Raw genomic sequence first — 25,403 nt, forward strand, 5'->3', positions numbered from 1 at the left:
AGAATCGGGTTACCACTGCATTTCGCCTTTGGCGACTTTGGCGCTCAGCTCCAGCGAGCTTTCCTCGCCCAGCTTCGGGTAGCGTTTTTTCATTGCCGCGATCAGGGCGGCGGAATCCTTGGCCTTGGCGGTTTCTGCATCGAACGCTTTGATGTAATCGGCGGTGAATTTCACGCTGGCCAGCGAACGGCTGCTGTTACCCAGGTAATGACCCGGCACCACGGTGTTCGGCTTCAGGGTTTCGATCGAATGCAGGGTTTCCAGCCAGTCGGCGTGGGATTGTGCGGTCTGGGTGTCGGCCATCCAGACGTGGATGTTCTCAGCGACGACAACGCCACCAACCACGGCTTTGAGCGAAGGAATCCATACAAAGCTGCGATCCGGTTGTTTGCCCGCAAGACCGATCACCTGCAACTTCTGCCCTTCTAGCATCAGGCTGTCGCCCTTGAGCACGCCCGGCACGATGGTTTTCGCCGGTACGTCGGCGCCCATTTTCGGGCCCCAGAACGCCAGTTTGCCTTCGACGGTTTTGTTGATGTGATCAACGGTCGGCTGAGAAGCCAGCACCTTTGCATCGGGGAAGGCTTTGGTCAGGGTGTCGAGGCCGAAGTAGTAATCCGGGTCACCGTGGCTGATGTAAATGGTGGTCAGGTGCTTGCCGCTGGCGCGGATCTTTTGCACCACTTGCTCGGCCTGGGATTTACCGAATTGTGCATCGACCAGGATCGCGTCTTTTGCGCCGCTGACCAGCACCGAGGTCACCGGAAAAATGGCGTTGGTGCCCGGGTTGTAGACATCGAGGGTCAGGTTGGCAGCCGCTGCGTGGGCAGCAAAACCGAGGGAAGCGGTGGCGAGGAGTACGCGTTTGATTACAGTGAAACCGATCATCTGTTGCTCCGGTGTCCGAATGCCATGTCTGGCGATGGGACAGAGCTTAGTTGCCTGAGTCAGTACAAAAAATGCGATGCTTGGACATAGTTTGTTTCTGAAAGCGGGCAAATCATGGATCGTCTCCAAGCAATGCGGGTGTTTGTCACGGTGGTGGACCTGGGCAGTCAGTCGGCAGCGGCCGATCACCTGGACCTTTCACGCCCGGTGGTATCGCGTTATCTGGCCGAGCTGGAAGACTGGGTCGGCGCACGCCTGATGCACCGCACCACGCGCAAATTGAGCCTGACCGCCGCCGGCAGTGAAATCCTGCCGCGCTGCCGGCAGATGATTGAACTGTCGAGCGATATGCAGGCCGCCGTGAGCGAACCCCACGACGCCCCGCGCGGACTGCTGCGGATCAGCGTCAGCACCTCGTTCGGCCAGGCGCAACTGGCCGATGCGATGGCGGCGTACGTCAAGCGCTACCCCGGCGTCAGCATCGATATGCAGATGCTCGATCGCACGGTGAATCTGGTGGATGAGCGCATCGATCTGGCGATCCGCACCAGCAATGACCTCGATCCGAACCTGATCGCCCGGCGCCTGACCGTTTGCCGCTCGGTGGTCTGCGCGGCCCCGGATTATCTGCAAGCGCATCCGGCGCCACAGCGGGTTGAAGAGCTGAGTCGACACAACTGCCTCACTCACTCCTACTTCGGCAAAAGCCTGTGGCATTTCGAAGAGGACGGCGAGCCGGTGTCGGTGCCGGTTCAGGGCAATATCAGCGCCAACGAAGCAAGCACGCTGTTGCGAGCGACGTTGGCCGGTGCGGGGGTGGCGATGCTGCCGACCTATCAGGCCGGGGTGCACATTCACGCAGGTGAGTTGATTCGCTTGCTGCCCGACGCCGAACCCCGGCAGATGAACATCTACGCGGTCTATGCCTCGCGCAAGCACATGCCGGCAGCATTGCGCAGCATGCTGGATTTTCTGGTGCTCAGATTCCCGGAAAACCCGGCGTGGGATATCGACCTGTAAACCCGGTCATCAATGTTCTGAATGTCGCGTTAAATGTGCAACCGCTGGTGCTGGCAAGTCTTCATGGCTGACCTATGCTGAAAGCAGTACCCAAGGGTATTCGTTCAGAGGTCGAACACCATGAACATCAAAACAAGAAGATACTTCGCGATTTTCATCACCTGCGCTGCCACGCTGGCGTTGTACGGCACCGCGGCCTGGCGGGTCGAGCAACTGCGACAACTGCCCCGCGAATACGCGAGTTGTAACTTCGAGCGCTGTATTCCGCACAACGCCACGCTGAATGCGCTGCGCTGATTGAATCAGGCTGGAATAAAATCCCTGTGGGAGCGAGCAAGCTCGCCCCCACAGGGATTTGTGGTGGTTACAGAATTACTGCTCGGCCTTCAGCCTGTCACGAAACGCCTTGGGCGAAATCCCCACCCGACGCCTGAACAGGCGCGTGAAGTTGGTCGGATCGGAAAACCCCAACAATTCCGACATCTCGTAAATGGTCATGCTGGTATAGGTCAGCAGGCGCTTGGCTTCCAGTAACTGGCGTTCGTGCATGATCTGCAACGCCGGTTGCCCCGCCAGTTCACGGCACGTGCCGTTGAGGTGAGAGACCGAAATGCCCAGTCGATGGGCCAGGTCCTCGACCTTCACATGCTGGCGGTAAGTTTCCTCCACCAATTGAATAAACCCGGCGAGGTATTCGCGCTGGCGTTGCGGCCGCTGGCTGGCGTTATGGCGCACGATCGCCTGGCGGCTGACCCAGACCATGATCACGCTGACCAGCGAATGCATGAGCATTTCCCGCGCGGGTTGATGGCCGTTGTACTCGGCCTGCAACGCCGTAAACAAGCTATTCAGGTAATCGCCGTCATTGCCCGCCGGATAGCTATCGGCCTGGGCAAGCGCGTGAACCGCGTTGCCCAGCTGCGCCTGCAAGTGATTGATCAGCGGCGTGGCGAGCGTGACGACGAATCCTTCGATGTCCTCGGAAAAACGGAAGCCATGTACCGATAGCGGTGGCAGTACTTGAATGGCAGGCGTTTGAAGCTGAGTGCGCTGACCTTCGATCTCAAGCTCTGCCTGACCTTTGAAGACGAAGAGCAGCTGGCACAAATCGGCGTGGCGGTGGGGTTTGATTTCCCATTGATGTTCGCGACTGCGTGAGGAAATGGTTTCACAGTGCAGCAAGTCCGGGGTCGGCCAGTCCAGGCTTTCACCGTAGAGCTTGAACACCGGAATCGAAGGCAGCTCAGGCTTGTTCATCACTTCAATCCAGGCCTCTAGGGTTACGGGCGATAATCGCACCGATTGGCAGAATGTACAGGTATCGGCTCAGTTTTCACCTTCAATTGACAGACCCGCAAGGGAAAAATGCAAGCACTCGATCCATAAAAATCATTCACCGGCCTTGGCCGCGTGAAGCTTGCGAGCCATAAAAACAATGAAAACGCTGAAAACCCAAGTCGCCATCATCGGCGCCGGTCCATCCGGATTGCTCCTCGGTCAGTTGCTGCACAACGCCGGCATCGACACCCTCATCCTCGAACGCCAGGCACCCGATTATGTGCTCGGGCGCATCCGTGCCGGTGTGCTTGAACAAGGCATGGTAGAGCTGTTGCGTCAGGCCGGCGTGAGTCAGCGGATGGACGCTGAAGGTCTGGTTCACGGCGGTTTCGATCTGGCGCTGGATGGGCGTCAGGTACACATCGATCTGCACGCCTTGACCGGCGGCAAGACCGTAATGATCTACGGCCAGACCGAAGTCACCCGCGACCTGATGGCCGCTCGTCGGGAGGCCGGGGCAACGACGATTTATCAAGTGAGCAATGTCGTTCCTCACGGCATGAAAAGCGACGAAGCCTTCGTCACCTTCGAAAAGGACGGCGAAACCTGGCGCGTCGATTGCGATTACATCGCCGGTTGTGATGGTTTCCACGGTGTCGCCCGGCAGTCAATTCCTGCGGATTGCCTGAAGGTGTTCGAACGGGTTTACCCTTTCGGCTGGCTAGGCATTCTCGCCGACACCCCGCCAGTGCAAGACGAACTGGTCTACGCCCGCCACGAACGCGGGTTTGCCTTGTGCAGCATGCGGTCAGCGGTTCGCACCCGTTACTACCTGCAAGTGCCAGCGGATGAAAACGTCGACAACTGGAGCGATCAGCGCTTCTGGGATGAGCTGAAAAAGCGCCTGCCGTCGGAGCTGGCAGAGAAACTGGTCACTGGCCCGTCGATTGAAAAGAGCATCGCGCCGCTGCGCAGTTTCGTGGTGGAGCCGATGCAATACGGCCGGATGTTTCTGGTCGGCGACGCGGCGCACATCGTCCCGCCCACCGGCGCCAAGGGCTTGAACCTGGCCGCCAGCGATGTCAGCACATTGTTCAATATTCTGTTGAAGGTGTACCGCAACGGTCGCATCGATCTGCTGGAGAAATACTCCGAGATCTGCCTGCGTCGGGTCTGGAAGGCCGAGCGATTTTCCTGGTGGATGACGTCAATGCTGCATCGCTTCGACGATCACGATGACTTCAGCCAACGCATTTGCGCCTCGGAGCTGGACTATTTTGTCAGCTCGGAAGCGGGCCGAAAAACCATTGCAGAAAATTACGTCGGGCTTCCATACGAGGCTATCGAATAGCCTGCTATCGACTTACACTGGCGAGCATCCACCCCGCTCGCCAGCGGGTTCATCTCTGCCCGCAGGTCCTGCCCGTGTCCAATCTCAACCAGCCTGAAACGCCCAAACCGGCCATTCGCAGCGTGCTGGTCGCGCTGATGATGGCAATCTTCCTTGGCGCGCTGGACCAGACCATCGTCGCCGTGTCGATGCCGGCCATCTCCGCGCAATTCAAGGACGTCAGCCTGCTGGCCTGGGTGATTTCCGGGTACATGGTGGCGATGACCGTCGCGGTGCCAATCTACGGCAAGCTCGGCGATTTGTACGGGCGGCGCAAACTGATGCTGTTCGGCATGGGCCTTTTCACGCTGGCTTCGCTGTTTTGCGGCATGGCCCAAAGCATGGAACAACTGGTGCTCGCGCGGATTCTCCAAGGCATCGGTGCCGGCGGGATGATTTCGGTGAGCCAGGCGATCATCGGCGACATCGTGCCGCCGCGCGAACGCGGGCGCTATCAGGGGTATTTCAGCAGCATGTACGCGGTCGCGAGCGTCGCCGGCCCGGTGCTCGGCGGCTACATGACCGAGTACCTGTCGTGGCGCTGGGTGTTTCTGATCAACCTGCCGCTGGGCCTCGGCGCCTGGTGGGTGGCCAATCGCAACTTGCGCGGGCTACCGATTCCACAACGCAAGCCGATCATCGATTACCTCGGCACAGTGCTGATGATCATCGGCCTGACGGCCCTGCTGCTCGGTATCACTCAGGTCGGTCAGGGCCATTCATGGCGCAGCAGCGAAGTGCTTGGGCTGTTCGCTTGTGCGGTCGTGGTGTTGGCGATTTTTGTCTGGCATGAGCGGCGTGCGCGTGAGCCGTTGCTGCCGATGCACCTGTTCGCCAATCGCAACGCCCTGCTGTGCTGGTGCACGATTTTCTTCACCAGTTTCCAGGCGATTTCGCTGATCGTGCTGATGCCGCTGCGCTTTCAAACGGTCACCGGGGCCGGGGCCGACAGCGCCGCGTTGCACTTGCTGCCATTGGCCATGGGCCTGCCGATCGGCGCCTTCTTTGCCGGGCGTCGCACCTCGGTGACCGGGCGCTACAAACCGCAAATTCTGACCGGCGCGATCCTGATGCCGATCTCGATTCTCGGCATGGCGTTCAGTCCGCCGGAGGCCACAGTCATGAGTGGTCTGTTCATGTTGCTCAGCGGGATTGCCAGTGGCATGCAGTTCCCGACGTCACTGGTCGGCACGCAGAACTCGGTGGAGCAACGCGACATCGGTGTGGCCACCAGCACCACCAACCTGTTCCGCTCGCTGGGCGGCGCGGTGGGTGTGGCGTTGATGTCCGCGCTGTTGCTGGCATTTTTACAGGACTCAAACTTTGTCCATCTGACGAGCAGCTCGCTGATGAGCGAGGGGCACTCGGGCAACGTACTGCTCGATGGTCTGAACGCTGCACCGGGTGATGCGCAGAACGCCTTGCGCGCGGAGCTTTCGGTGACCTTCCGGCATTTGCTGTGGGTCAGTGCGGCGGTGTCGCTGCTGGGGCTGGCGGCGGCGATTGCGATGCCGAACCACTTGCTGCGTGGGCGCGAGCACGGCGCCAAATAGCGGCAACACCCCAAAACATGTGGGAGCGAGCCTGCTCGCTCCCACAAGGGAGGATGCGTTTCAAGGGCTGTAGTAACCCACCGCCACCAGAAAGTGCCCGACCTTCTTCAGATAGGCATGTTTGTCCTCGACCTTGCCGGTCACCGGGTTTTTCCAGCGATATTGGTAGTCGCCATAATCCTGCTTGGCGATCAGCGCCAGAATCGGCTCGCCCACCGGTTTGCCTTCCGGGTCCTTGATCTTGCTGAAGTCGGTATTGATCAGCCGCAGATTGGTGCCATGTGCGACATAGCGCTGGGTATCCAGATCGACCACGAACACGTACAGGTCATCCTGCAAATAGCCGCCCTTGAGCGAGTTGATCGCCATCAGCGTGCCCTTCTCGTCTTTGCCCAGATCCGTCGCTGCCTTGTTCAGCAATGCCATCGCTTGCTCGGCCGACGCCCGGGGCAAGTAATAACCGACCGCCAGAATCCGCTGACCGACGCGCTGATAGAACACATGCTTGCGCTCGACCTTGCCGTCAGCCCAGTTCTGCCAGCGGTACTCGGCTTGCTGGATGCCGTTGCCCTCAGGCACTTTCAAGGCGTCCTTGAAGGTTTTTTGCAGATCCGGGCCGAGCACATCGCTCACATCACGACCGATCAACGCTGACGATGGCCCGCCGCTGGCGAGCATCACGCCTTTGGTGTCGACCACGAACACGTAGCGATCCTTGTCGACAAACTCGCCCTGACGACTGAATGCGGCGAACGCCTTGTCGCCGTTGTCGTGGTAATAGGCCAGGGCCTTTTCCAGCAAGGCGATGGCGGCCTGGCTGTCATCCTTGGCGGTGGTTGCGGCGCTGGCCTGGCCGAACCCCGCCAGTAACATCACGCCGAGCCAGGCCACTTTATGCAAAAACCCCATAGCGCATCCCTCGTTCTTGTTGGTGTTTCAAGAGCGTAGACGGCTTGGGGGCATGTACGAGTATTCAGAATGATGCAGGTGATTACAGAGCCCCCCCTGTGACAAAGGAGATTCCTGTGGCGAGGGGATTTATCCCCGATGGGTTGCGAAGCAGCCCCAAAACCTGAGAACTCGATATCACTGGAAAAATGCCGGGGAGCGCTTCGCCCTCCATCGGGGATAAATCCCCTCGCCACAGGGTTCTCTGTCGACACAAAGAACCCTGCTTTTGGCTATGGGCGGGCGTTGATTTGCTGCTGCAAATTCTGGATCTGCGCCGACAGCGTATTGATGTTGCGGGTCATCTGCCCACGGAACGCATCGAACTCGGCCGTGTTGCCGCCACCCTGAGGGGCTGCCGGACGGTTGTCCTGCTCGCTTTTGAGGACGACGATTTCCTGTTCCAGACGATCAATCGCCGCGCTCGGATTGCCCTGTTTCTTCAGTGCCGCAATGTCGGCGCCAAGACTCTTGAACTGGGCATCGAAGGCCTTGAGCTGGGCGTCGACCTTGCTGGTATCGGCCGGGGTGCTTTTCACGCTCGCCAGTTCGGCGCTGAGGGCTTTGACCTGCGCCTGCAACTGGATATTGGCGTTCTGCTGTTCTGTGGTCTGCGCGGTCATCTGCGCCAGACGTTTGTCCAGGTCGCTTGCCTGACCGGCCACGCCCTGCTGCTGTTTGCTCTGATCCAGCAGTTTGCCTTCCAGCTGTTTGATCTGCAGCTTCAAGGCTTCGCTGTCGCTGCTGACGTTGCTCTGGCTGGCCACGACCTTGCCGGAAATATCCTGCAGCCGCCCGGCCGCTTCCTCACTGATACGCGCGAAACTTTCCTGGGTCGCCACCAGTTGCTGCTCCATCAGCGAAATCTGCTGAAAGCTCCACCAGGCCAGACCGATGAAGGCAAAAAACAAGGCACCGACCAGCGCCCACAACGGCCCGGTGCTGGCCGCCTTGACCTTGACCACCGGCGGCGTACGCGAGTGCACGGCGGTGCGGGCAGTGGTCGGAATGTCATCGTCGTCGAAGGTGTCGGCACGCAGGCTCGGTACATCATCGAAATCGTCGTGGGCATCATTACGCATGGACATTGAGGCAACCTTTGTGAAACGCGGTGATGGCAGATTGCGGCGAAGTATAAACCCCGCAGCCGCAGGGATTGACCCTCAACCTGCAGTGCGGTTCATTGCCGCCCGGCCGAATCGTTTCAACGAATGTCCTGGGCTTTCCACCAGCCGCAGAACTCGTCGAGGGCCGTCCACAGGCTGACTTTCGGATCGTAATCCAGATAATGCCGGGCGCGGCTGATGTCCAGGGTGAAATTTTTGTTCATTACCTGCATGCCCAAGCGCGACAGCGTCGGCTCCGGACGTCCCGGCCAGAGTTTGCACGCGCCTTCGTTGAGCGCCGCGACGCTGTAGGCCAGCCCGTAGGAACGGTACTTGGTGACCTGTGGGACTTCCATTTTGCGCATCACGTAATTGACCACATCCCACAGCGGCACCGGCGCGCCATTACTGATGTTGTACGCCTTGCCCAGCGCGGAGCCGGCGGCCAGCAAGCTGCTGAGCATGACTTCGTTGAGGTTGTGCACGCTGGTGAAATCGACCTTGTTCAAACCGTTGCCGATGATCGCCAGACGGCCCTTGCGCTGCATGTTCAACAGGCGCGGAAAAATGCTCATGTCGCCGGCACCGGTAACAAAACGCGGACGCAGCGCGATGGTTTCCAGACCGAATTCCTGCGCGCCGAAGACCTTTTGCTCGGCCAGATACTTGGTCGCGGCGTAGTGATGTTTGAAGCGCTTGGGCACTTGTTCTTCGGTCAGGTCGAAGTGGTCACGGCCATCGAAATAGATCGACGGCGATGACAGATGCACCAGCCGTCGAACCCGCTGCTTCAGGCAAGCCTCGACGACATTTTCAGTAACCTGCACGTTGCCTTGATGAAAGTCCTGATAACGCCCCCACAGCCCGACAGCGCCCGCACAATGCACCACGGCTTCGACGTCGGCGCAGAGTTCACGCACCAGATCCGGGTCAGTCAGATCGCCGGGGACAAATTCGGCGCCACGGCGCACCAGATGCTCGACGCTCTCGGCCCGGCGACCGTTGACCCGCACGTCAAGGCCCTGCTCAAGAGCGAAACGCGCAAAGCGCCCGCCAATGAAGCCGCTTGCGCCGGTGACCAGAATTTTCATGTAAAGCTCCGATGTCTTTCGTTTTGCCTGATTCGTGTGTCTTGACGCTGGCCGTCAGTTCAACGGCACCAACCATTGGGGTGAAGAACGCACCAATTGCTCGGTCAGCAAGCCCAGCAGCTGACCGCCATTGCGCCAATGATGCCAGTACAACGGCACGTCGATCGGTTTATCTGGCAACAGCTCGCGCAACACCCCGCGTTGCAATTGCTCGCGCACTTGCAGTTCCGGTACCAGGCCCCAGCCCAATCCGGCCTCAGTCAGGCGGATAAAACCCTCGGAAGACGGGCACAAATGGTGCTCGAAACCGCCATCAACGCCGAGGGATGCCAGGTAGCGATGCTGGAGGAAATCGTCCGGGCCAAACACCAGCGCCGGGGTTCGCGGCAGTTGTTCGGCGCGCACGCCATCGGGGAAATGCCGTTCGATAAACGCCGGGCTGGCGAGCGCGCGATAACGCATCGCCCCGAGCAACACGCTGCGCGCGCCAGCCACCGGTCGCTCGCTGGCGCAGACGCACGCCGCCACTTCACCGGCGCGCATGCGTTTGAGGCCGACGGTCTGGTCTTCCACCACCAGATCCAGCAACAAATGCTGGTCGGCGCAGAAATCCCCCACCGCCTCGGCCCACCAGGTCGCCAGGCTGTCGGCATTGATTGCGATGCGCAGACGTTCCGGTAGCCCCTCTTCGTCCAACGCGGGCACAAGCGTCTGTAAATCGCGCTCGAGCAGGCGCACTTGCTGCACATGGTTGAGCAGACGTCGGCCAATCTCGGTCGGCGATGGCGGCGTCGCGCGCACCAACACCGGCTGACCGACACGCGCCTCAAGCAGTTTGATCCGCTGCGAAATCGCCGATTGCGACAAACCCAGCACCTGCGCCGCGCGTTCGAATCCAGCCTGCTCGACCACGGCGGCCAGAGCGGAGAGTAATTTGTAGTCGAACATCAGTTTTCCTAATGAGCGATCAGCACTATTGGTTTTTCTTATACAACGTCAGACCGGAGAATAGCCAGCAAGCACTCTTTATCAAGGACAACGTCAATGGCTGGCGAAACATCACTCTCGACCTTGCTGCGCAGCATGAGCCCGCAGCTCAACGCCGGCGAATACGTGTTCTGCACCCTGCCCGACGGCCAGTTGCCGCGCGGCCTGGAGGTTGTCGGCAGCTTCCGTGAGCAAGAAGGCCTGACGGTGATCCTGCAACGCCGCGATGCCGAACAGGCCGGTTTCAACTTCGACTATGTGGCCGCGTGGATCACCCTGAACGTGCATTCGGCGCTGGAAGCCGTCGGCCTCACCGCCGCGTTTGCCACCGCACTGGGCAAGGCCGGGATTAGTTGCAACGTGATCGCCGGTTACTACCACGACCATTTGTTTGTCGGTCAGGCCGACGCCGAACGCGCCATGCAAGTGCTGCGCGATCTGGCAGCCAACGCGGAGTAAATTTTATGTGGCAAAGCTATGTGAACGGCTTGTTAGTGGCACTGGGGCTGATCATGGCGATCGGTACGCAGAACGCATTTGTGCTGGCGCAGAGTCTGCGCCGTGAGCATCACCTGCCCGTCGCCGCGCTGTGCGTCGCCTGCGATGCATTGCTGGTGGCCGCCGGGGTGTTTGGCCTGGCGACCGTGTTGGCGCAAAACCCGACATTGCTGGCGGTCGCGCGCTGGGGTGGTGCGGTGTTCCTGATCTGGTACGGCAGCCAGGCCCTGCGCCGGGCGTTTTCGAAGCAGAGCCTGAATCAGGGTGAAAACCAGACCGTACGCTCGTTGCGGGCGGTGATGCTCAGTGCCTTGGCGGTGACCTTGCTCAACCCGCACGTTTATCTCGATACCGTGCTGTTGATTGGTTCGCTGGGGGCTCAGCAGTCGGTGCCGGGGGCTTATGTGGTCGGCGCGGCAAGCGCTTCTTTGCTGTGGTTTTTCACTTTGGCGCTGGGTGCCGCGTGGCTCGCACCATGGCTGGCTCGCCCGAGTACGTGGCGGATTCTTGATCTTTTGGTGGCGCTGATGATGTTCACGGTGGCCGGGCAATTAATTATCGCCTCCTGATTTATTCCAAAAGGCTCTGGAACCTCTATCCCACACAGTTGTTGCGTGGTTAAGCCGCAACCCCGGTGCTATGATCCGAACCCTGCGCCGCAAAGAGTAAAAACTCGCCGGTGCATTTCTGGCCGCCCGTGATCGGCCTTGCGCTCACCGCAACAGACCTGATTAGGAGAATCATCATGGCTTTCGAATTGCCGCCGCTGCCTTACGCACACGATGCCCTGCAGCCGCACATTTCCAAGGAAACCCTGGAATTTCACCACGACAAGCACCACAACACCTATGTCGTGAACCTGAACAACCTGGTGCCAGGCACCGAGTTCGAAGGCAAAACCCTGGAAGAAATCGTCAAGACTTCCTCGGGCGGCATCTTCAACAACGCCGCTCAGGTCTGGAACCACACCTTCTACTGGAACTGCCTGGCACCAAACGCCGGCGGTCAACCAACCGGCGCGCTGGCTGAAGCCATCAACGCTGCGTTCGGTTCGTTCGACAAGTTCAAGGAAGAGTTCAGCAAAACCTCGATCGGTACCTTCGGTTCCGGCTGGGGCTGGCTGGTGAAAAAGGCTGACGGTTCCCTGGCTCTGGCCAGCACCATCGGCGCCGGCAACCCGCTGACCAGCGGCGACACCCCGCTGCTGACCTGCGACGTCTGGGAACACGCTTACTACATCGACTACCGCAACGTTCGTCCTAAGTATGTCGAAGCGTTCTGGAACCTGGTCAACTGGAAGTTCGTTGCTGAGCAGTTCGAAGGCAAAGCCTTCACCGCTTAAGCTGCGCGCCAGACAAAAAACCCGGCTTTTGCCGGGTTTTTCATGCCTGTGATTTATGTCTACAGGGAGAGCATTTCTCTCACGAGGAAAGCTGGCTTTGACTGCTTGTCGCCGAGCCACAGCGGGCTAACATCAAACAGAGGAAAATTTCTTGCGTACCGCTCAAGTTGGGGGCCGAAACTACCGACATAGTACAAATAGGACTAATACTCCAGACAGCAGCATTTCGGCCAAGACCACAGGCGAATGACTTGAGGCCTGATTGTCCCTTTGACTGCAAACACGGGATTGCCAATACTCATGGCAAACTGACGCTACCCGCACGGAACAAGGAATAACCCTTTGAAGCTGGAACTCAAGAACAGCTTGTCGGTGAAGTTGCTCCGGGTCGTGCTCCTGTCAGCATTGATCGTCGGCGTGGTCTTGAGCTGCGCGCAGATCGTTTTCGACGCCTATAAAACCCGTCAGGCCGTGGCGGGCGACGCCGAGCGCATCCTCGACATGTTCCGTGATCCCTCCACTCAGGCCGTCTATAGCCTGGATCGGGAGATGGGCATGCAGGTGATCGAAGGCCTGTTTCAGGACGATGCCGTGCGCCAGGCCTCCATTGGCCACCCCAACGAAGCGATGCTGGCGCAGAAGTCCCGTGAGTTGCAGCATTCCAACAGCCGCTGGCTGACCGACCTGATTCTTGGGCAAGAACGCACCTTCACCACCCAACTGGTGGGACGTGGACCGTACAGCGAGTACTACGGCGACTTGAGCATCACCCTCGACACCGCCACTTATGGCGAGGGTTTTATCGTCAGCTCGGTGATCATCTTCATTTCCGGTGTGTTGCGGGCGCTGGCCATGGGTCTGGTGCTGTATCTGGTTTATCACTGGCTGTTGACCAAACCGCTGTCGCGGATCATCGAGCATCTGACCGAAATCAATCCGGATCGCCCCAGCGAACACAAGATTCCGCAGCTCAAGGGCCACGAAAAAAACGAACTCGGCCTCTGGATCAACACCGCCAACCAGTTGCTCGAATCCATCGAACGCAATACCCACCTGCGCCACGAAGCGGAAAACAGCCTGCTGCGCATGGCCCAGTACGATTTCCTAACCGGCCTGCCGAACCGTCAGCAATTGCAGCAGCAACTGGACAAGATTCTGGTCGACGCCGGCAAGTTGCAGCGTCGGGTCGCAGTGTTGTGTGTAGGGCTGGATGATTTCAAAGGTATCAACGAGCAGTTCAGCTACCAGACCGGCGACCAATTATTGCTGGCCCTGGCTGATCGCCTGCGCGCCCACAGCGGCCGCCTAGGCGCCCTCGCCCGTTTGGGCGGCGACCAGTTCGCCCTGGTGCAGGCCGATATCGAACAGCCTTACGAAGCTGCCGAACTGGCGCAAAGCATTCTCGATGACCTGGAAGCGGCGTTTGCCCTCGATCATCAGGAGATCCGCCTGCGCGCGACCATCGGCATCACCCTGTTCCCGGAGGACGGCGACAGCACTGAGAAGCTGTTGCAGAAAGCCGAGCAGACCATGACCCTGGCCAAGACTCGCTCACGCAATCGCTATCAGTTCTACATCGCCAGCGTCGACAGCGAGATGCGCCGCCGTCGTGAGCTTGAAAAAGACCTGCGTGACGCACTGATTCGCGATCAGTTCTACCTCGTCTATCAACCGCAGATCAGCTACCGCGATCACCGCGTGGTTGGGGTCGAGGCGCTGATTCGCTGGCAGCATCCGGAGCACGGTCTGGTGCCGCCGGACTTATTCATTCCGCTGGCCGAGCAAAACGGCACGATCATTGCCATAGGCGAATGGGTGCTCGATCAGGCCTGCAAGCAGTTGCGCGAATGGCACGATCAGGGCTTCGCCGATCTGCGCATGGCGGTCAACCTGTCCACCGTGCAACTGCACCACGCCGAGTTGCCGCGGGTGGTCAACAACCTGTTGCAGATGTACCGCCTGCCACCGCGCAGCCTGGAACTGGAAGTCACCGAAACCGGCCTGATGGAAGACATCAGCACCGCCGCCCAGCACCTGCTGAGCCTGCGTCGCTCCGGGGCGTTGATCGCCATCGACGACTTTGGCACCGGGTATTCGTCACTGAGCTATCTGAAAAGTCTGCCGCTGGACAAGATCAAGATCGACAAGAGCTTCGTTCAGGATCTGCTGGATGACGACGATGACGCGACCATCGTTCGCGCGATCATTCAACTGGGCAAGAGTCTCGGCATGCAGGTGATTGCCGAGGGCGTGGAAACCGCCGAGCAAGAGTCCTACATCATCTCCGAAGGCTGCCACGAAGGTCAGGGTTACCACTACAGCAAGCCGCTGCCGGCGCGGGAGCTCAGTGCCTACCTCAAGCAGGCGCAGCGCAGTAACGCGGCGATTCTTTGATACAGCGCATAAGCGTTGGCTAAATAAGAAATATTTCCAAGCACAACCCTTTACACATAATGCGAAAGATTTGCATTATGTCGCAGTTTTGCGCCCCCAGCGCGAGTCCACTCAACTACCGAAGCAGGATGTTCGCCATGATTCGTATGCCTCTGGCTACCGCCAGTCTGCTGGCCATCGCTATTTCCCTCGCCGGTTGCGGCGAAGGCAAAGACAAGGCTGCCGCCCCGGCCACGCCGACTCCAGCCGCCACCGCCGCCGCTCCAGCAGCCGCGCCTGCCGCTGCCGGTAAAGTCGACGAAGCCGCTGCCAAGGCAGTGGTCGCGCACTACGCCGACATGGTCTTCGCCGTTTACAGCGATGCCGAATCCACCGCGAAAACCCTGCAAACCGCCGTTGACGCTTTCCTCGCCAAGCCGAACGCCGACACCCTGAAAGCCGCCAAGGCTGCCTGGGTTGCTGCTCGCGTTCCTTACCTGCAGAGCGAAGTGTTCCGCTTCGGCAACACCATCATCGATGACTGGGAAGGTCAGGTTAACGCCTGGCCACTGGACGAGGGTCTGATCGACTACGTCGACAAATCCTACGAGCACGCACTGGGTAACCCGGGCGCCACCGCCAATATCATCGCCAACACTGAAGTACAGGTCGGCGAAGACAAGGTCGATGTCAAAGACATCACCCCGGAAAAACTCGCCAGCCTGAACGAGCTGGGCGGTTCCGAGGCCAACGTTGCCACCGGCTACCACGCGATCGAATTCCTGCTCTGGGGCCAGGACTTGAACGGCACCGGCCCTGGCGCTGGCAACCGTCCTGCTTCGGACTACCTGGAAGGCGCCGGCGCCACTGGCGGCCACAACGATCGTCGTCGTGCCTACCTGAAGTCCGTGACCCAACTGCTGGTCAGCGACCTGGAAGAAATGGTCGGCAACTGGAAGCCGAACGTGGCTGACAACTACCGCGCCACCCTGGAAGCCGAGCCGGGCGAAACCGGTCTGCGCAAAATGCTCTTCGGCATGGGCAGTCTGTCCCTGGGCGAACTGGCGGGCGAGCGCATGAAGGTTTCCCTGGAAGCCAATTCCCCGGAAGACGAACAGGATTGCTTCAGCGACAACACCCACTACTCGCACTTCTACGATGCCAAAGGCATTCGTAACGTTTACCTGGGCGAGTACACCCGTGTTGACGGCACCAAGATGACCGGCGCCAGCCTGTCGTCGCTGGTGGCCAAGGCCGATCCGGCTGCCGACACCGCGCTGAAAGCTGATCTGGCCGCTACCGAAGCCAAGATCCAGGTCATGGTTGATCACGCCAAGAAAGGTGAGCACTACGACCAACTGATCGCGGCCGGCAACACCGCTGGCAACCAGGTCGTTCGCGACGCTATCGCATCGCTGGTCAAGCAGACCGGTTCGATCGAAGCCGCTGCCGGCAAACTGGGCATCAGCGACCTGAACCCGGACAACGCTGATCACGAGTTCTGATCAACCGCGTCTGACTGAAAAAGGCGACCTGCGGGTCGCCTTTTTCATGCCTGCCCTACACGGCCCATTGTAGGAGTGAGCCTGCTGGCGATAGCGGAGTGTCAGTTGAAGAATTAGTGTCTGATACACCGCTATCGCCAGCAGGCTCACTCCTACAGGGTTTTGCATTGGCTTGAAGGTTTACCTCACATCAAGCAAACGATAATTCCTCTTATTCAAACTCCCTCGCCCTGTTAGACTTTGCGCCTTTGTTTTCGCACGTCTTCAGGATGTCTGATGCCCTCGCTGCCTCTTCGCTTGTCCGCACTGTTTCTGGCCCTGGGCCTGAGTGCCTGCGATGACGCCCCGCGCTTTACCCAGGCCGAGCCGGGTGAAGCACGCTCGGGTGGTGCGGCGACCGTGCGCAAGACCGATCAGAACGCGTTCTCCCTGCCTTCGGCCAACCTGCCGCCGTCGCGCCGGGTGGATTTCAGCGTCGGCAACAGCTTCTTCCGCAGCCCTTGGGTGATCGCCCCGTCGACCACCACCGCGCGCGACGGCCTCGGCCCGCTGTTCAACACCAACGCCTGCCAGAACTGCCACATCAAGGACGGTCGCGGTCATCCGCCAGAAACCGGCGCGACCAACGCGGTATCGATGCTGGTACGCCTGTCGATTCCCGATTCGCCAGAGTTTGCCAAGCTGATCGAGCAGGTCGGTGTGGTGCCGGAGCCGGTCTACGGCGGCCAGTTCCAGGACATGGCGGTGCCCGGTGTCACTCCGGAAGGCAAAGTGCGAGTCGACTACACGCCGGTGCCTGTTCGTTTCAAGGACGGCACCGAAGTCGAGTTGCGTAAACCGGTGTTGCAGATCACCCAACTTGGCTACGGGCCGATGCACCCGGATACGCGTTTCTCCGCGCGGATCGCGCCGCCGATGATCGGCCTCGGCCTGCTCGAAGCGATCCCCGAAGACGCAATCCTCGCCAATGCCACCGCGCAGGCCAAAGAGAAAAACGGCATCAACGGTCGGCCAAACCGGGTTTGGGACGACGAGTTGCAGAAAACCGTGATCGGTCGCTTTGGCTGGAAAGCCGGACAGCCAAACCTCAATCAACAGAATGTTCACGCGTTTTCAGGTGATATGGGTCTCACGACCAGCCTGAGGCCCTTCGATGACTGCACCGACGCGCAAACCGCTTGCAAGCAGGCACCGAATGGCAATGGCCCGGACGGCGAGCCGGAAGTCAGCGACAACATTCTGCGCCTGGTGCTGTTCTACAGCCGCAACCTCGCTGTTCCTGCGCGCCGTGGCATCAACGATGAACAAGTGCTGGCCGGCAAAAACCTGTTTTTCCAGGCTGGGTGCCAGTCCTGCCACACTCCGAAATACACCACCGCCGCCAACGCGGCCGAACCTGAACTGGCCAATCAAGTGATTCGCCCGTACAGCGATCTGCTGCTGCATGACATGGGCGACGGTCTGGCCGACAACCGCACGGAATTCCAGGCCTCCGGTCGCGACTGGCGCACGCCGCCGTTGTGGGGGATCGGCCTGACGCAAGCGGTCAGTGGCCACACCCAGTTTTTGCATGACGGTCGCGCGCGCAATCTGCTCGAAGCGGTGCTCTGGCACGGCGGCGAAGCGAAAGCGGCCCAGCAACAGGTTTTATCGTTCAATGCCGGGCAGCGTGCCGCGCTGCTGGCGTTTCTGAATTCACTTTAAACACTTAAAAGAATCGGGAGCCCGACATGTTCCGTCCCAAGTTGTTGTTCACCAGCCTTGCCGCGCTCGCCCTCGGCGCTTGCTCGCCGCAGGATCCGCAAGCCGTCACTTCGGCCGCTATCGCCAAATCGGTGATTCTGCCGACCTACACCCGTTGGGTTGAAGCCGACAAGCAACTGGCCGTCAGCGCCCTCGCCTACTGCCAGGGCAAAGAAACCCTGGAAACCGCCCGCGCCGACTTCCTGCACGCGCAGAAAGCCTGGGCCGAGTTGCAACCGCTGCTGATCGGCCCACTGGCCGAAGGCAACCGTTCGTGGCAGGTGCAATTCTGGCCGGACAAGAAAAACCTCGTCGGCCGTCAGGTCGAGCAACTGGTCGTCGCCCAGCCGCAGATCGATGCTGCCGCACTGGCCAAATCGAGCGTGGTGGTTCAGGGCCTGTCGGCTTACGAGTACATCCTGTTCGATGCCAAGCCTGACGTTGCCAACGAAGAACAGAAAGCCAAGTACTGCCCACTGTTGATCGCCATCGGCGAACGCCAGAAGCAACTGGCCGAAGAAATTCTGCAAAGCTGGAACAACACCGACGGCATGCTCGCGCAGATGAGCAAGTTCCCGAACCAGCGCTACGCCGACTCTCACGAAGCGATCGCCGATCTGCTGCGTGTGCAGGTCACCGCCATCGACACCCTGAAGAAAAAACTCGGCACGCCGATGGGCCGCCAGAGCAAAGGCGTGCCGCAGCCGTTCCAGGCCGATGCCTGGCGCAGCCAATCTTCCCTGAGCGCACTGGAAGCGAGCCTTGCCGCCGCCAAAACCGTCTGGGAAGGCGTCGACAACAAAGGCCTGCGCGGCCTGCTGCCGGCTGAGCAAAAACCACTGGCGGACAAGATCGATGCTGCCTACGCCGCGTCGCTGAAGCTGTTCGACAGCACCCAGCGTTCGCTCGGCGAAATGCTCGAAGACGACGCCGGTCGCCAGCAACTCAACGATATCTACGACAGCCTCAACGTCGTCCATCGCCTGCACGAAGGCGAACTGGCCAAGGCGCTGGGTATCCAACTGGGCTTCAACGCCAACGACGGTGACTGATGAGGGCAACTGCCATGCTGCGACGCCAGGCTCTGACTTTAGGTAGTTTGCTGCTGGGAGCAGTGACACTGGGCGGCTGGACGCTGTTCAAGCGCAAGGATCAGAGCCCGTTGTTGCTCTCGGCGCGCGACGATACCGACGGCAAACACTACGCCGTCGGCTACCGACTGGACGGCACGCGGGTATTCGCCACCGAAGTCGGCCAGCGTTGCCACGACATCATCAACCACCCGACGCTGTCGATTGCGCTGTTCGTCGCCCGCCGCCCGGGCACCGAAAGCTATCTGATCGACCTGCGCGACGGCACGTTGCTGCAAACCGTGACGTCGCAGCCGAACCGGCATTTCTACGGCCACGCCGTGGTGCACAAGGACGGCGAATACCTGTACGCCACCGAAAACGACACCACTGATCCCGGTCGTGGCCTGCTCGGGGTGTACAAGTTCGAAGGCGAGCGGCTGGTGCACAGCGGCGAAATTTCCACCCACGGCCTCGGCCCGCATCAGGTGTCATGGATGCCGGATGGCGAGACGCTGGTAGTGGCCAACGGCGGGATTCGTACCGAGGCGGAAAGCCGCGTCGACATGAACCTCAACGCCATGGAACCAAGCCTGGTATTGATGCAGCGCGACGGCACCCTGCTGAGCAAGGAAACCCTCGCCCAGCAGATGAACAGCGTGCGCCATCTGGGGATTGCCAGCGACGGTACCATCGTCGCCGGTCAGCAGTTCATGGGCGCGTCCCACGAGCGTTCGGAGCTGCTGGCGATCAAGCGTCCGGGCCAACCGTTCACGGCGTTCCCGGTGCCGGAGCATCAGTTGCAATCGATGGGTCACTACACCGCCAGTGTCGCGGTGCACAGCGATTTGCGTCTGGTGGCGTTGACCGCACCGCGCGGCAATCGCTTCTTCATCTGGGATCTGGACACCGGCGAAGTGCGCCTCGACGCACCGTTGCCCGATTGCGCCGGCGTCGGTGCCGTGCAGGACGGTTTTGTCGTGACCTCGGGTCAAGGGCGCTGCCGTTACTACGATTGCCGTCAGGATGAACTGCTGGCCAAACCGCTGGAATTGCCGGCGGGGCTCTGGGACAACCATCTTCATCTGATGGCGTGAACCAGTAATATCCCTGCGTTTACAGAACTTTGTGGTGAGGGGATTTATCCCCGATGGGTGGCGAAGCCGCCCCAAACCAGCAACCGCGGTTTATCAAATGAACGGCGTGCGACGGGTTTACGACTGCTGCGCAGCCGGTCGGGGATAAATCCCCTCACCACGGTTTTTGTGTTCAGCCGTCCTCTGCTCTCTAACCTGTAAAAACTGCCAGTTGGAATCCCCCCAGCACTCGGAGTAATGTTCCCGCCTGTCTCGCCTGATTTATCCAAGGAAATGGAAATATGCTGCGTCGCCGCATGCTGATCATGTTGGGTGTTGTCTTGCTGATCGTCCTGGTGCTGGGCGGTTATAAAGCCTTTTCGATCTACACCATGATCCAGGGTTTCTCCAAGCCGAAACCGCCGATCAGTGTCGCCGTGGCCAATGCCAGCGAGCAGCCGTGGCAGATGCGCCTGCCCACCGTCGGCACGCTCAAGGCGCTGCAAGGCGTCGAGCTGAGCCTGGAAGTCGCCGGCACCGTTACCGAACTCAAGTTCGAATCCGGGCAGAAGGTCAAGGCCGGGCAACCGCTGCTGCAACTCGACAGCGCCGTGGAAACCGCCCTGCTGGAAACCGCCAGGGCTGACCTGGGCCTGGCGCAACTGGACTTCGGCCGTGGCAGCCAACTGGTCGACAGCCGCGCGATTTCCAAAGGCGAGTACGACCGGCTCTCGGCGGTACTGCAAAAGAACAAGGCCACGGTCAACCAGCTCAATGCCTCGCTGGCGAAGAAACGCATCCTCGCCCCCTTCAGCGGCACCATCGGCATCCGTCAGGTCGACGTCGGCGACTACCTCGCCAGCGGCACCAAAATCGCCACCCTGCAGGATTTGAGCAGCCTCTACGCCGACTTCTATGTGCCCGAGCAATCGGTGCCGAAACTGGCCATCGGCCAACCGGTGAATATCTCGGCCGGCGCTTACCCCGGGCAAAATTTCCCGGGCAAGATCAGCGCAATCAACCCGATCGTCGAAAGCAGCACCCGCAATATTCTGGTGCGCGCCACCCTCGCCAACCCCGACAGCAAATTGCTGCCGGGCATGTTCGCCAGCCTCGAAGTGCTGCTGCCCAATCCACAGAAGCACGTCGTGGTACCTGAGAGTGCGATCACGTATACCCTCTATGGCAATTCGCTGTACGTGGTCGGACAGAAGAAAGCCGAGGACGGCAGCGTCGAGAAAGACGACAAGGGCCAACCGGTGCTGATCGCCGAACGCCGCTTCATCGAAACCGGTGAGCGCCGCGATGGCCTGGTAATGATCAACAAGGGCGTGCAGAGCGGCGAACAAGTGGTGACGGCCGGCCAGATCAAACTGGACAACGGCGCCCACATTGCCATCAGCGACGACAAGACCCTCGGCGAGCAGAACAGTCCGCGCCGCGCCGACTGATCAAGGAATCCTCATGGCTTTTACTGATCCGTTCATCCGCCGCCCGGTGCTCGCCACCGTGGTCAGCCTGCTGATTGTGCTGCTGGGCTTCCAGGCCTGGAGCAAGCTGCCGCTGCGCCAATACCCGCAAATGGAAAACGCCCTGATCACGGTGACCACCGCGTATCCCGGGGCCAACGCCGAAACCATTCAGGGCTATATCACCCAGCCGATGCAACAGAGCCTGGCCAGCGCCGAGGGCATCGACTACATGACGTCGGTCAGTCGGCAGAACTTCTCGACGATTTCGATCTACGCGCGCATCGGCTCCAACACCGACCGCTTGTTCACCGAGCTGCTGGCCAAGGCCAACGAGGTGAAGAACAAACTGCCGCAGGACGCCGAAGATCCGGTGCTGAGCAAAGAGTCTGCCGACGCCTCGGCGCTGATGTACATCAGCTTCTTCAGCAAGGATCTGAGCAACCCGCAGATTACCGATTACCTGTCACGGGTTATCCAGCCGAAACTGGCGACCCTGCCGGGCATGGCCGAAGCGGAGATTCTCGGCAATCAGGTGTTTGCCATGCGCCTGTGGCTCGATCCGGTGAAGCTCGCCGGTTTCGGCCTCAGCGCCAGCGACGTGACCAACGCGGTACGCCAATACAACTTCCTCTCCGCTGCGGGCGAAGTGAAAGGCGAGTACGTGGTCACCAGCATCAACGCCAACACTGAATTGAAATCCGCTGAAGCATTCGCGGCGATTCCGCTCAAGGTCAGTGGCGACAGCCGTGTGCTGCTCAGCGATGTGGCGCGGGTCGAAATGGGCGCGGAAAACTACGACTCGGTCAGCTCGTTCGGTGGCACGCCGTCGGTGTACATCGGCATCAAGTCGTCGCCGGGGGCCAACCCGCTGGATGTGATCAAGGAAGTGCGCAAGATCATGCCGGAGTTGGAAGCCCAACTGCCGCCCAATCTCAAGAGCGAGATTGCCTACGACGCCACACTGTTCATTCAGGCCTCCATCGACGAAGTGGTGAAAACCCTCTTCGAAGCGGTACTGATCGTGATCGTGGTGGTGTTCCTGTTCCTCGGCGCACTGCGTTCGGTGGTGATCCCGGTGGTGACCATTCCACTGTCGATGATCGGCGTGATGTTCTTCATGCAGATGATGGGCTACTCGATCAACCTGCTGACCTTGCTGGCGATGGTGCTCGCCATCGGTCTGGTGGTCGACGATGCGATTGTCGTGGTGGAAAACATTCACCGACACATCGAGGAAGGCAAGACGCCTTACGACGCAGCGCTTGAGGGCGCCAGGGAAATCGCCATGCCGGTGGTGTCGATGACCATTACTCTGGCGGCCGTTTACGCACCGATCGGCTTCCTCACCGGGCTGACCGGGGCGCTGTTCAAGGAGTTTGCCCTGACCCTGGCCGGGGCCGTGGTGATTTCCGGGGTGGTCGCCCTGACCCTGTCGCCGATGATGTGCGCCTTCTTGCTGCGCCACGAAGAAAATCCCAGTGGCCTGGCGCATCGCCTCGACCGCATCTTTGACAGCCTCAAGCGCCGCTACCAGAGCATGCTCCACGGCACGCTGAACACCCGGCCGGTGGTGCTGGTGTTCGCGGTGATCGTGCTGTGCCTGATCCCGGTATTCCTGAAATTCACCAAATCGGAACTGGCGCCGGACGAAGACCAGGGCATCATTTTCATGATGGCCAAAGCCCCGCAACCGACCAACCTCGATTACCTGAACACCTACACCGACGAGTTCATCAAGATCTTCAAGGAATTCCCGGAGTACTACTCCTCGTTCCAGATCAATGGCTACAACGGCGTGCAGGCCGGGATCGGCGGTTTCCTGCTCAAACCGTGGAACGAGCGCAGTCGCACCCAGATGGAAATCCTCCCCGAGGTGCAAGGCAAACTGGAAGGCATCCCCGGTTTGCAGGTCTTCGGCTTCAACCTGCCCTCCCTGCCCGGCACCGGTGAAGGCTTGCCGTTCGAATTCGTGATCAACACCGCCAACGACTACGAACTTCTGCTGCAAGTGGCCGACCGGATCAAGAAGCGCGCCATGGAATCGGGCAAATTCGCCTTCGTCGACCTTGATCTGGCCTTCGACAAGCCGGAGGTGGTGGTCGATATCGACCGCGCCAAGGCTGCGCAGATGGGCGTGTCGATGCAGGATCTGGGCGGCACCTTGGCGACGCTGCTTGGCGAGGCGGAAATCAACCGTTTCACCATCGAAGGTCGCAGCTACAAGGTCATCGCTCAGGTCGAACGGCCGTACCGCGACAACCCGGACTGGCTGAACAATTACTACGTGAAAAACACCCAGGGCGAGCTGCTGCCCCTGTCGACCCTGATCAAGGTCAGTGATCGCGCGCGACCGCGTCAGCTCAACCAGTTCCAACAGCTCAATGCGGCCAAGATCTCCGGATTCCCTTTGGTGAGCATGGGCGAAGCGATCGACACCGTGCTCCAGATCGCCAGGGAAGAAGCGCCGGCCGGTTTTGCCTTCGACTACGGCGGCGCGTCGCGCCAGTTCGTGCAGGAAGGTAGTGCGTTGTGGGTGACGTTCGGGTTGGCCTTGGCGATCATTTTCCTGGTGTTGGCGGCGCAGTTCGAAAGCTTCCGCGATCCACTGGTGATTCTGGTGACGGTACCGCTGTCGATCTGCGGCGCGCTGATTCCGCTGTTCCTTGGCTGGTCGAGCATGAACATCTACACCCAGGTCGGGCTGGTGACGCTGATCGGGCTGATCAGCAAACACGGAATCCTGATCGTCGAATTCGCCAATCAGTTGCGCAAGGACAAGGGCCTGACTGCACGCGAAGCGGTGGAAGAAGCGGCGGCGATTCGCCTGCGGCCGGTGTTGATGACCACGGCGGCGATGGTCTTCGGCATGGTGCCGCTGATTCTGGCAACGGGAGCGGGAGCAGTCAGCCGGTTTGATATTGGTACGGTGATTGCGACGGGGATGTCGATCGGGACGTTGTTTACGTTGTTTGTGTTGCCGTGCATCTACACCCTGCTGGCGAAACCTGATCCCAAACCATCCGCGTAACCCTGTGGGAGCGGTGCCGGACGCAAATTTTGTGCATAAAAAAGGCCTCGCATTTGCGAGGCCTTTTATGTGGGCTTCAATCGGTTCAACTCTGTGGCCTCATCCCTTGAGAAAGTCCGAACATGAACAGCAGCAAATCATGATCGGGCCTGGACGCCACGGAGGCTTTCGCCACCCGTGGTACCGCGCAGTGAGCATCGTCTATCGACGCGCCAACCACCTGCATGCGGGGCTGCTCCCAGGCAGCCACCGCCAGTGAAGCAACTGCCAAGGCTCCAACCAAAAACAAACCTCGTGCAATTTCGAGTTTCATCGCTATAAACCTTTGATAGCGCTGCCAAACGCCGTCTCGTAAAAATAGACGAGTTTCTTCCAGTCCGCGTCGCGGAACGACGAGTGGCGACGCAATTGCTTCATGTCATGGGAGGCGGCGCGATAGGCGGTCAGGCGCTGGCGGCATTTCTCCAGATCGATCAACGCGACTTCGACTTTGGCCGACTCGCCTTCACCGGTCACTCGCACAAACACGTGTTTGATGTAGATGCAGCTGTGCTGCCAGCGGCCCTTGTGCATCCGCGCCAAGTTTTCGGCGAGATCCTTGAGCACGCGCTCATAGATCGCATCGCCACACTGATCGCGACCACCGGCAGCGGCCAGCCAATGCTCCAGTTCCTGAAAACCGTCCAGGGACTTGGTCACCAACAGCGCGCGCCACTTGTGCTGCGGATCAGGCTGGGCACCGCAGAAAACGATTTGCGGGACTCGCACACCAAGTTTGCTGACGCCGGTCAGGGCATCGAGCTCGCGCAATACCGTCGGACGTCCGAACGGATGCAACCAACTGCGATAGATGTGTCCAGTCTGGCGCTTGGCATACAGCAGTTGGCCGTCCTTGCCCACGATCCGTTGCACACCACTTTCACCGCCACGACGAACGTTGGGCTCTTCGACCCACTCGCCGCGCTGACTCCAGTAGTAGTCGAAGCTATCCTGGGAAGCGACTTCCGTTTCTGCTGCAAATTGCACTGCCATCCT

General features: G+C 60.0%; 22 protein-coding genes. 14 read left to right on the forward strand and 8 right to left on the reverse strand.

The features are described from left to right. Window positions 1–9 precede the first annotated feature (9 nt). Window positions 10–888 carry an MBL fold metallo-hydrolase gene (locus ACA069_RS22410; RefSeq protein WP_497615236.1) on the reverse strand — a complete coding sequence of 293 codons (879 nt, stop codon included), beginning with the start codon at window positions 886–888 and terminating at the stop codon, window positions 10–12. Between the two features lie 114 nt (window positions 889–1,002). On the opposite strand from ACA069_RS22410, the gene ACA069_RS22415 reads away from it, so the two are divergent. After that, window positions 1,003–1,908: a LysR family transcriptional regulator gene (locus ACA069_RS22415; RefSeq protein ID WP_222944108.1), complete on the forward strand. Its 906-nt coding sequence runs from the start codon at window positions 1,003–1,005 to the stop codon at window positions 1,906–1,908. Between the two features lie 120 nt (window positions 1,909–2,028). Next, window positions 2,029–2,205 carry a hypothetical protein gene (locus ACA069_RS22420; protein WP_008085463.1) on the forward strand — a complete coding sequence of 59 codons (177 nt, stop codon included), beginning with the start codon at window positions 2,029–2,031 and terminating at the stop codon, window positions 2,203–2,205. A 75-nt stretch (window positions 2,206–2,280) separates the two neighbouring features. Here the strand turns inward: ACA069_RS22420 and ACA069_RS22425 are convergent, their stop codons facing one another. Beyond that, window positions 2,281–3,165 (reverse strand): helix-turn-helix domain-containing protein, encoded by an 885-nt coding sequence (locus ACA069_RS22425; protein WP_187678135.1) that lies wholly within the window; start codon window positions 3,163–3,165, stop codon window positions 2,281–2,283. Between the two features lie 178 nt (window positions 3,166–3,343). Here ACA069_RS22425 and pobA point away from each other — a divergent pair, with 178 nt between their 5' ends. Together pobA and ACA069_RS22435 are read left to right on the forward strand one after the other, a co-directional pair. Beyond that, window positions 3,344–4,537, forward strand: coding sequence for a 4-hydroxybenzoate 3-monooxygenase (pobA, locus tag ACA069_RS22430; RefSeq protein ID WP_497615237.1), 1,194 nt, complete (start codon window positions 3,344–3,346; stop codon window positions 4,535–4,537). Between the two features lie 74 nt (window positions 4,538–4,611). Further along, window positions 4,612–6,129, forward strand: coding sequence for an MDR family MFS transporter (locus ACA069_RS22435; RefSeq protein WP_497615238.1), 1,518 nt, complete (start codon window positions 4,612–4,614; stop codon window positions 6,127–6,129). Between the two features lie 60 nt (window positions 6,130–6,189). Here the strand turns inward: ACA069_RS22435 and ACA069_RS22440 are convergent, their stop codons facing one another. The 4 genes from ACA069_RS22440 to ACA069_RS22455 form a co-directional block, all read right to left on the reverse strand. Further along, window positions 6,190–7,038, reverse strand: coding sequence for a cache domain-containing protein (locus ACA069_RS22440; protein ID WP_187678138.1), 849 nt, complete (start codon window positions 7,036–7,038; stop codon window positions 6,190–6,192). Window positions 7,039–7,310: 272 nt separating this feature from the next. After that, on the reverse strand, window positions 7,311–8,165 hold the full coding sequence (locus ACA069_RS22445; protein WP_497615239.1) for an ATPase: 855 nt from the start codon (window positions 8,163–8,165) through the stop codon (window positions 7,311–7,313). Between the two features lie 116 nt (window positions 8,166–8,281). Next, on the reverse strand, window positions 8,282–9,274 hold the full coding sequence (locus ACA069_RS22450) for an NAD-dependent epimerase/dehydratase family protein (RefSeq protein ID WP_187678140.1): 993 nt from the start codon (window positions 9,272–9,274) through the stop codon (window positions 8,282–8,284). A gap of 54 nt (window positions 9,275–9,328) precedes the next feature. Continuing rightward, window positions 9,329–10,222 carry a LysR family transcriptional regulator ArgP gene (locus ACA069_RS22455; protein WP_187678141.1) on the reverse strand — a complete coding sequence of 298 codons (894 nt, stop codon included), beginning with the start codon at window positions 10,220–10,222 and terminating at the stop codon, window positions 9,329–9,331. A 96-nt stretch (window positions 10,223–10,318) separates the two neighbouring features. On the opposite strand from ACA069_RS22455, the gene ACA069_RS22460 reads away from it, so the two are divergent. From ACA069_RS22460 to ACA069_RS22505, 10 genes are all read left to right on the forward strand, one after another. Continuing rightward, window positions 10,319–10,720, forward strand: a complete 402-nt coding sequence (locus tag ACA069_RS22460) for an ACT domain-containing protein (RefSeq protein ID WP_497615240.1) — start codon at window positions 10,319–10,321, stop codon at window positions 10,718–10,720. A gap of 5 nt (window positions 10,721–10,725) precedes the next feature. Continuing rightward, window positions 10,726–11,328, forward strand: coding sequence for a LysE/ArgO family amino acid transporter (locus ACA069_RS22465; RefSeq protein ID WP_497615241.1), 603 nt, complete (start codon window positions 10,726–10,728; stop codon window positions 11,326–11,328). A 176-nt stretch (window positions 11,329–11,504) separates the two neighbouring features. Next, entirely contained in the window at window positions 11,505–12,101 is a 597-nt protein-coding gene (locus tag ACA069_RS22470) for a superoxide dismutase (protein WP_187678144.1), read from the forward strand. 342 nt (window positions 12,102–12,443) lie between these two features. Then, entirely contained in the window at window positions 12,444–14,495 is a 2,052-nt protein-coding gene (locus ACA069_RS22475; protein WP_187678145.1) for a putative bifunctional diguanylate cyclase/phosphodiesterase, read from the forward strand. 137 nt (window positions 14,496–14,632) lie between these two features. Then, on the forward strand, window positions 14,633–15,979 hold the full coding sequence (locus ACA069_RS22480; RefSeq protein WP_187678146.1) for an imelysin family protein: 1,347 nt from the start codon (window positions 14,633–14,635) through the stop codon (window positions 15,977–15,979). Window positions 15,980–16,255: 276 nt separating this feature from the next. Next, window positions 16,256–17,683, forward strand: a complete 1,428-nt coding sequence (locus tag ACA069_RS22485) for a di-heme oxidoreductase family protein (RefSeq protein ID WP_497615242.1) — start codon at window positions 16,256–16,258, stop codon at window positions 17,681–17,683. Between the two features lie 26 nt (window positions 17,684–17,709). After that, window positions 17,710–18,774, forward strand: a complete 1,065-nt coding sequence (locus tag ACA069_RS22490; RefSeq protein WP_489878839.1) for an imelysin family protein — start codon at window positions 17,710–17,712, stop codon at window positions 18,772–18,774. 14 nt (window positions 18,775–18,788) lie between these two features. Next, window positions 18,789–19,889: a DUF1513 domain-containing protein gene (locus ACA069_RS22495; RefSeq protein WP_187678148.1), complete on the forward strand. Its 1,101-nt coding sequence runs from the start codon at window positions 18,789–18,791 to the stop codon at window positions 19,887–19,889. Window positions 19,890–20,170: 281 nt separating this feature from the next. Beyond that, window positions 20,171–21,319 (forward strand): efflux RND transporter periplasmic adaptor subunit, encoded by a 1,149-nt coding sequence (locus ACA069_RS22500; RefSeq protein ID WP_401271822.1) that lies wholly within the window; start codon window positions 20,171–20,173, stop codon window positions 21,317–21,319. A 13-nt stretch (window positions 21,320–21,332) separates the two neighbouring features. Continuing rightward, on the forward strand, window positions 21,333–24,368 hold the full coding sequence (locus tag ACA069_RS22505) for a multidrug efflux RND transporter permease subunit (protein ID WP_187678150.1): 3,036 nt from the start codon (window positions 21,333–21,335) through the stop codon (window positions 24,366–24,368). Between the two features lie 85 nt (window positions 24,369–24,453). Here the strand turns inward: ACA069_RS22505 and ACA069_RS22510 are convergent, their stop codons facing one another. Together ACA069_RS22510 and ACA069_RS22515 are read right to left on the reverse strand one after the other, a co-directional pair. Beyond that, window positions 24,454–24,681 carry a hypothetical protein gene (locus tag ACA069_RS22510; RefSeq protein ID WP_497615243.1) on the reverse strand — a complete coding sequence of 76 codons (228 nt, stop codon included), beginning with the start codon at window positions 24,679–24,681 and terminating at the stop codon, window positions 24,454–24,456. Window positions 24,682–24,683: 2 nt separating this feature from the next. Continuing rightward, the gene (locus tag ACA069_RS22515) at window positions 24,684–25,400 is read right to left on the reverse strand and encodes a lipopolysaccharide kinase InaA family protein (protein ID WP_497615244.1); all 717 of its coding nucleotides are present in this window, start codon (window positions 25,398–25,400) and stop codon (window positions 24,684–24,686) included. Between the last annotated feature and the right edge of the window lie 3 nt (window positions 25,401–25,403).

The sequence above is a fragment of the Pseudomonas sp. LBUM1652 genome (assembly GCF_059716105.1).

Bases quoted from the DNA above. Each gene is read 5' to 3' on its own strand.
- ACA069_RS22410 (WP_497615236.1), bottom strand. From the start codon at position 888: ATGATCGGTTTCACTGTAATCAAACGCGTACTCCTCGCCACCGCTTCC.
- ACA069_RS22415 (WP_222944108.1), top strand. From the start codon at position 1,003: ATGGATCGTCTCCAAGCAATGCGGGTGTTTGTCACGGTGGTGGACCTG.
- ACA069_RS22420 (WP_008085463.1), top strand. From the start codon at position 2,029: ATGAACATCAAAACAAGAAGATACTTCGCGATTTTCATCACCTGCGCT.
- ACA069_RS22425 (WP_187678135.1), bottom strand. From the start codon at position 3,165: ATGAACAAGCCTGAGCTGCCTTCGATTCCGGTGTTCAAGCTCTACGGT.
- pobA (WP_497615237.1), top strand. From the start codon at position 3,344: ATGAAAACGCTGAAAACCCAAGTCGCCATCATCGGCGCCGGTCCATCC.
- ACA069_RS22440 (WP_187678138.1), bottom strand. From the start codon at position 7,038: ATGGGGTTTTTGCATAAAGTGGCCTGGCTCGGCGTGATGTTACTGGCG.
- ACA069_RS22445 (WP_497615239.1), bottom strand. From the start codon at position 8,165: ATGTCCATGCGTAATGATGCCCACGACGATTTCGATGATGTACCGAGC.
- ACA069_RS22450 (WP_187678140.1), bottom strand. From the start codon at position 9,274: ATGAAAATTCTGGTCACCGGCGCAAGCGGCTTCATTGGCGGGCGCTTT.
- ACA069_RS22455 (WP_187678141.1), bottom strand. From the start codon at position 10,222: ATGTTCGACTACAAATTACTCTCCGCTCTGGCCGCCGTGGTCGAGCAG.
- ACA069_RS22460 (WP_497615240.1), top strand. From the start codon at position 10,319: ATGGCTGGCGAAACATCACTCTCGACCTTGCTGCGCAGCATGAGCCCG.
- ACA069_RS22465 (WP_497615241.1), top strand. From the start codon at position 10,726: ATGTGGCAAAGCTATGTGAACGGCTTGTTAGTGGCACTGGGGCTGATC.
- ACA069_RS22470 (WP_187678144.1), top strand. From the start codon at position 11,505: ATGGCTTTCGAATTGCCGCCGCTGCCTTACGCACACGATGCCCTGCAG.
- ACA069_RS22480 (WP_187678146.1), top strand. From the start codon at position 14,633: ATGATTCGTATGCCTCTGGCTACCGCCAGTCTGCTGGCCATCGCTATT.
- ACA069_RS22485 (WP_497615242.1), top strand. From the start codon at position 16,256: ATGCCCTCGCTGCCTCTTCGCTTGTCCGCACTGTTTCTGGCCCTGGGC.
- ACA069_RS22490 (WP_489878839.1), top strand. From the start codon at position 17,710: ATGTTCCGTCCCAAGTTGTTGTTCACCAGCCTTGCCGCGCTCGCCCTC.
- ACA069_RS22495 (WP_187678148.1), top strand. From the start codon at position 18,789: ATGCTGCGACGCCAGGCTCTGACTTTAGGTAGTTTGCTGCTGGGAGCA.
- ACA069_RS22500 (WP_401271822.1), top strand. From the start codon at position 20,171: ATGCTGCGTCGCCGCATGCTGATCATGTTGGGTGTTGTCTTGCTGATC.
- ACA069_RS22505 (WP_187678150.1), top strand. From the start codon at position 21,333: ATGGCTTTTACTGATCCGTTCATCCGCCGCCCGGTGCTCGCCACCGTG.
- ACA069_RS22510 (WP_497615243.1), bottom strand. From the start codon at position 24,681: ATGAAACTCGAAATTGCACGAGGTTTGTTTTTGGTTGGAGCCTTGGCA.
- ACA069_RS22515 (WP_497615244.1), bottom strand. From the start codon at position 25,400: ATGGCAGTGCAATTTGCAGCAGAAACGGAAGTCGCTTCCCAGGATAGC.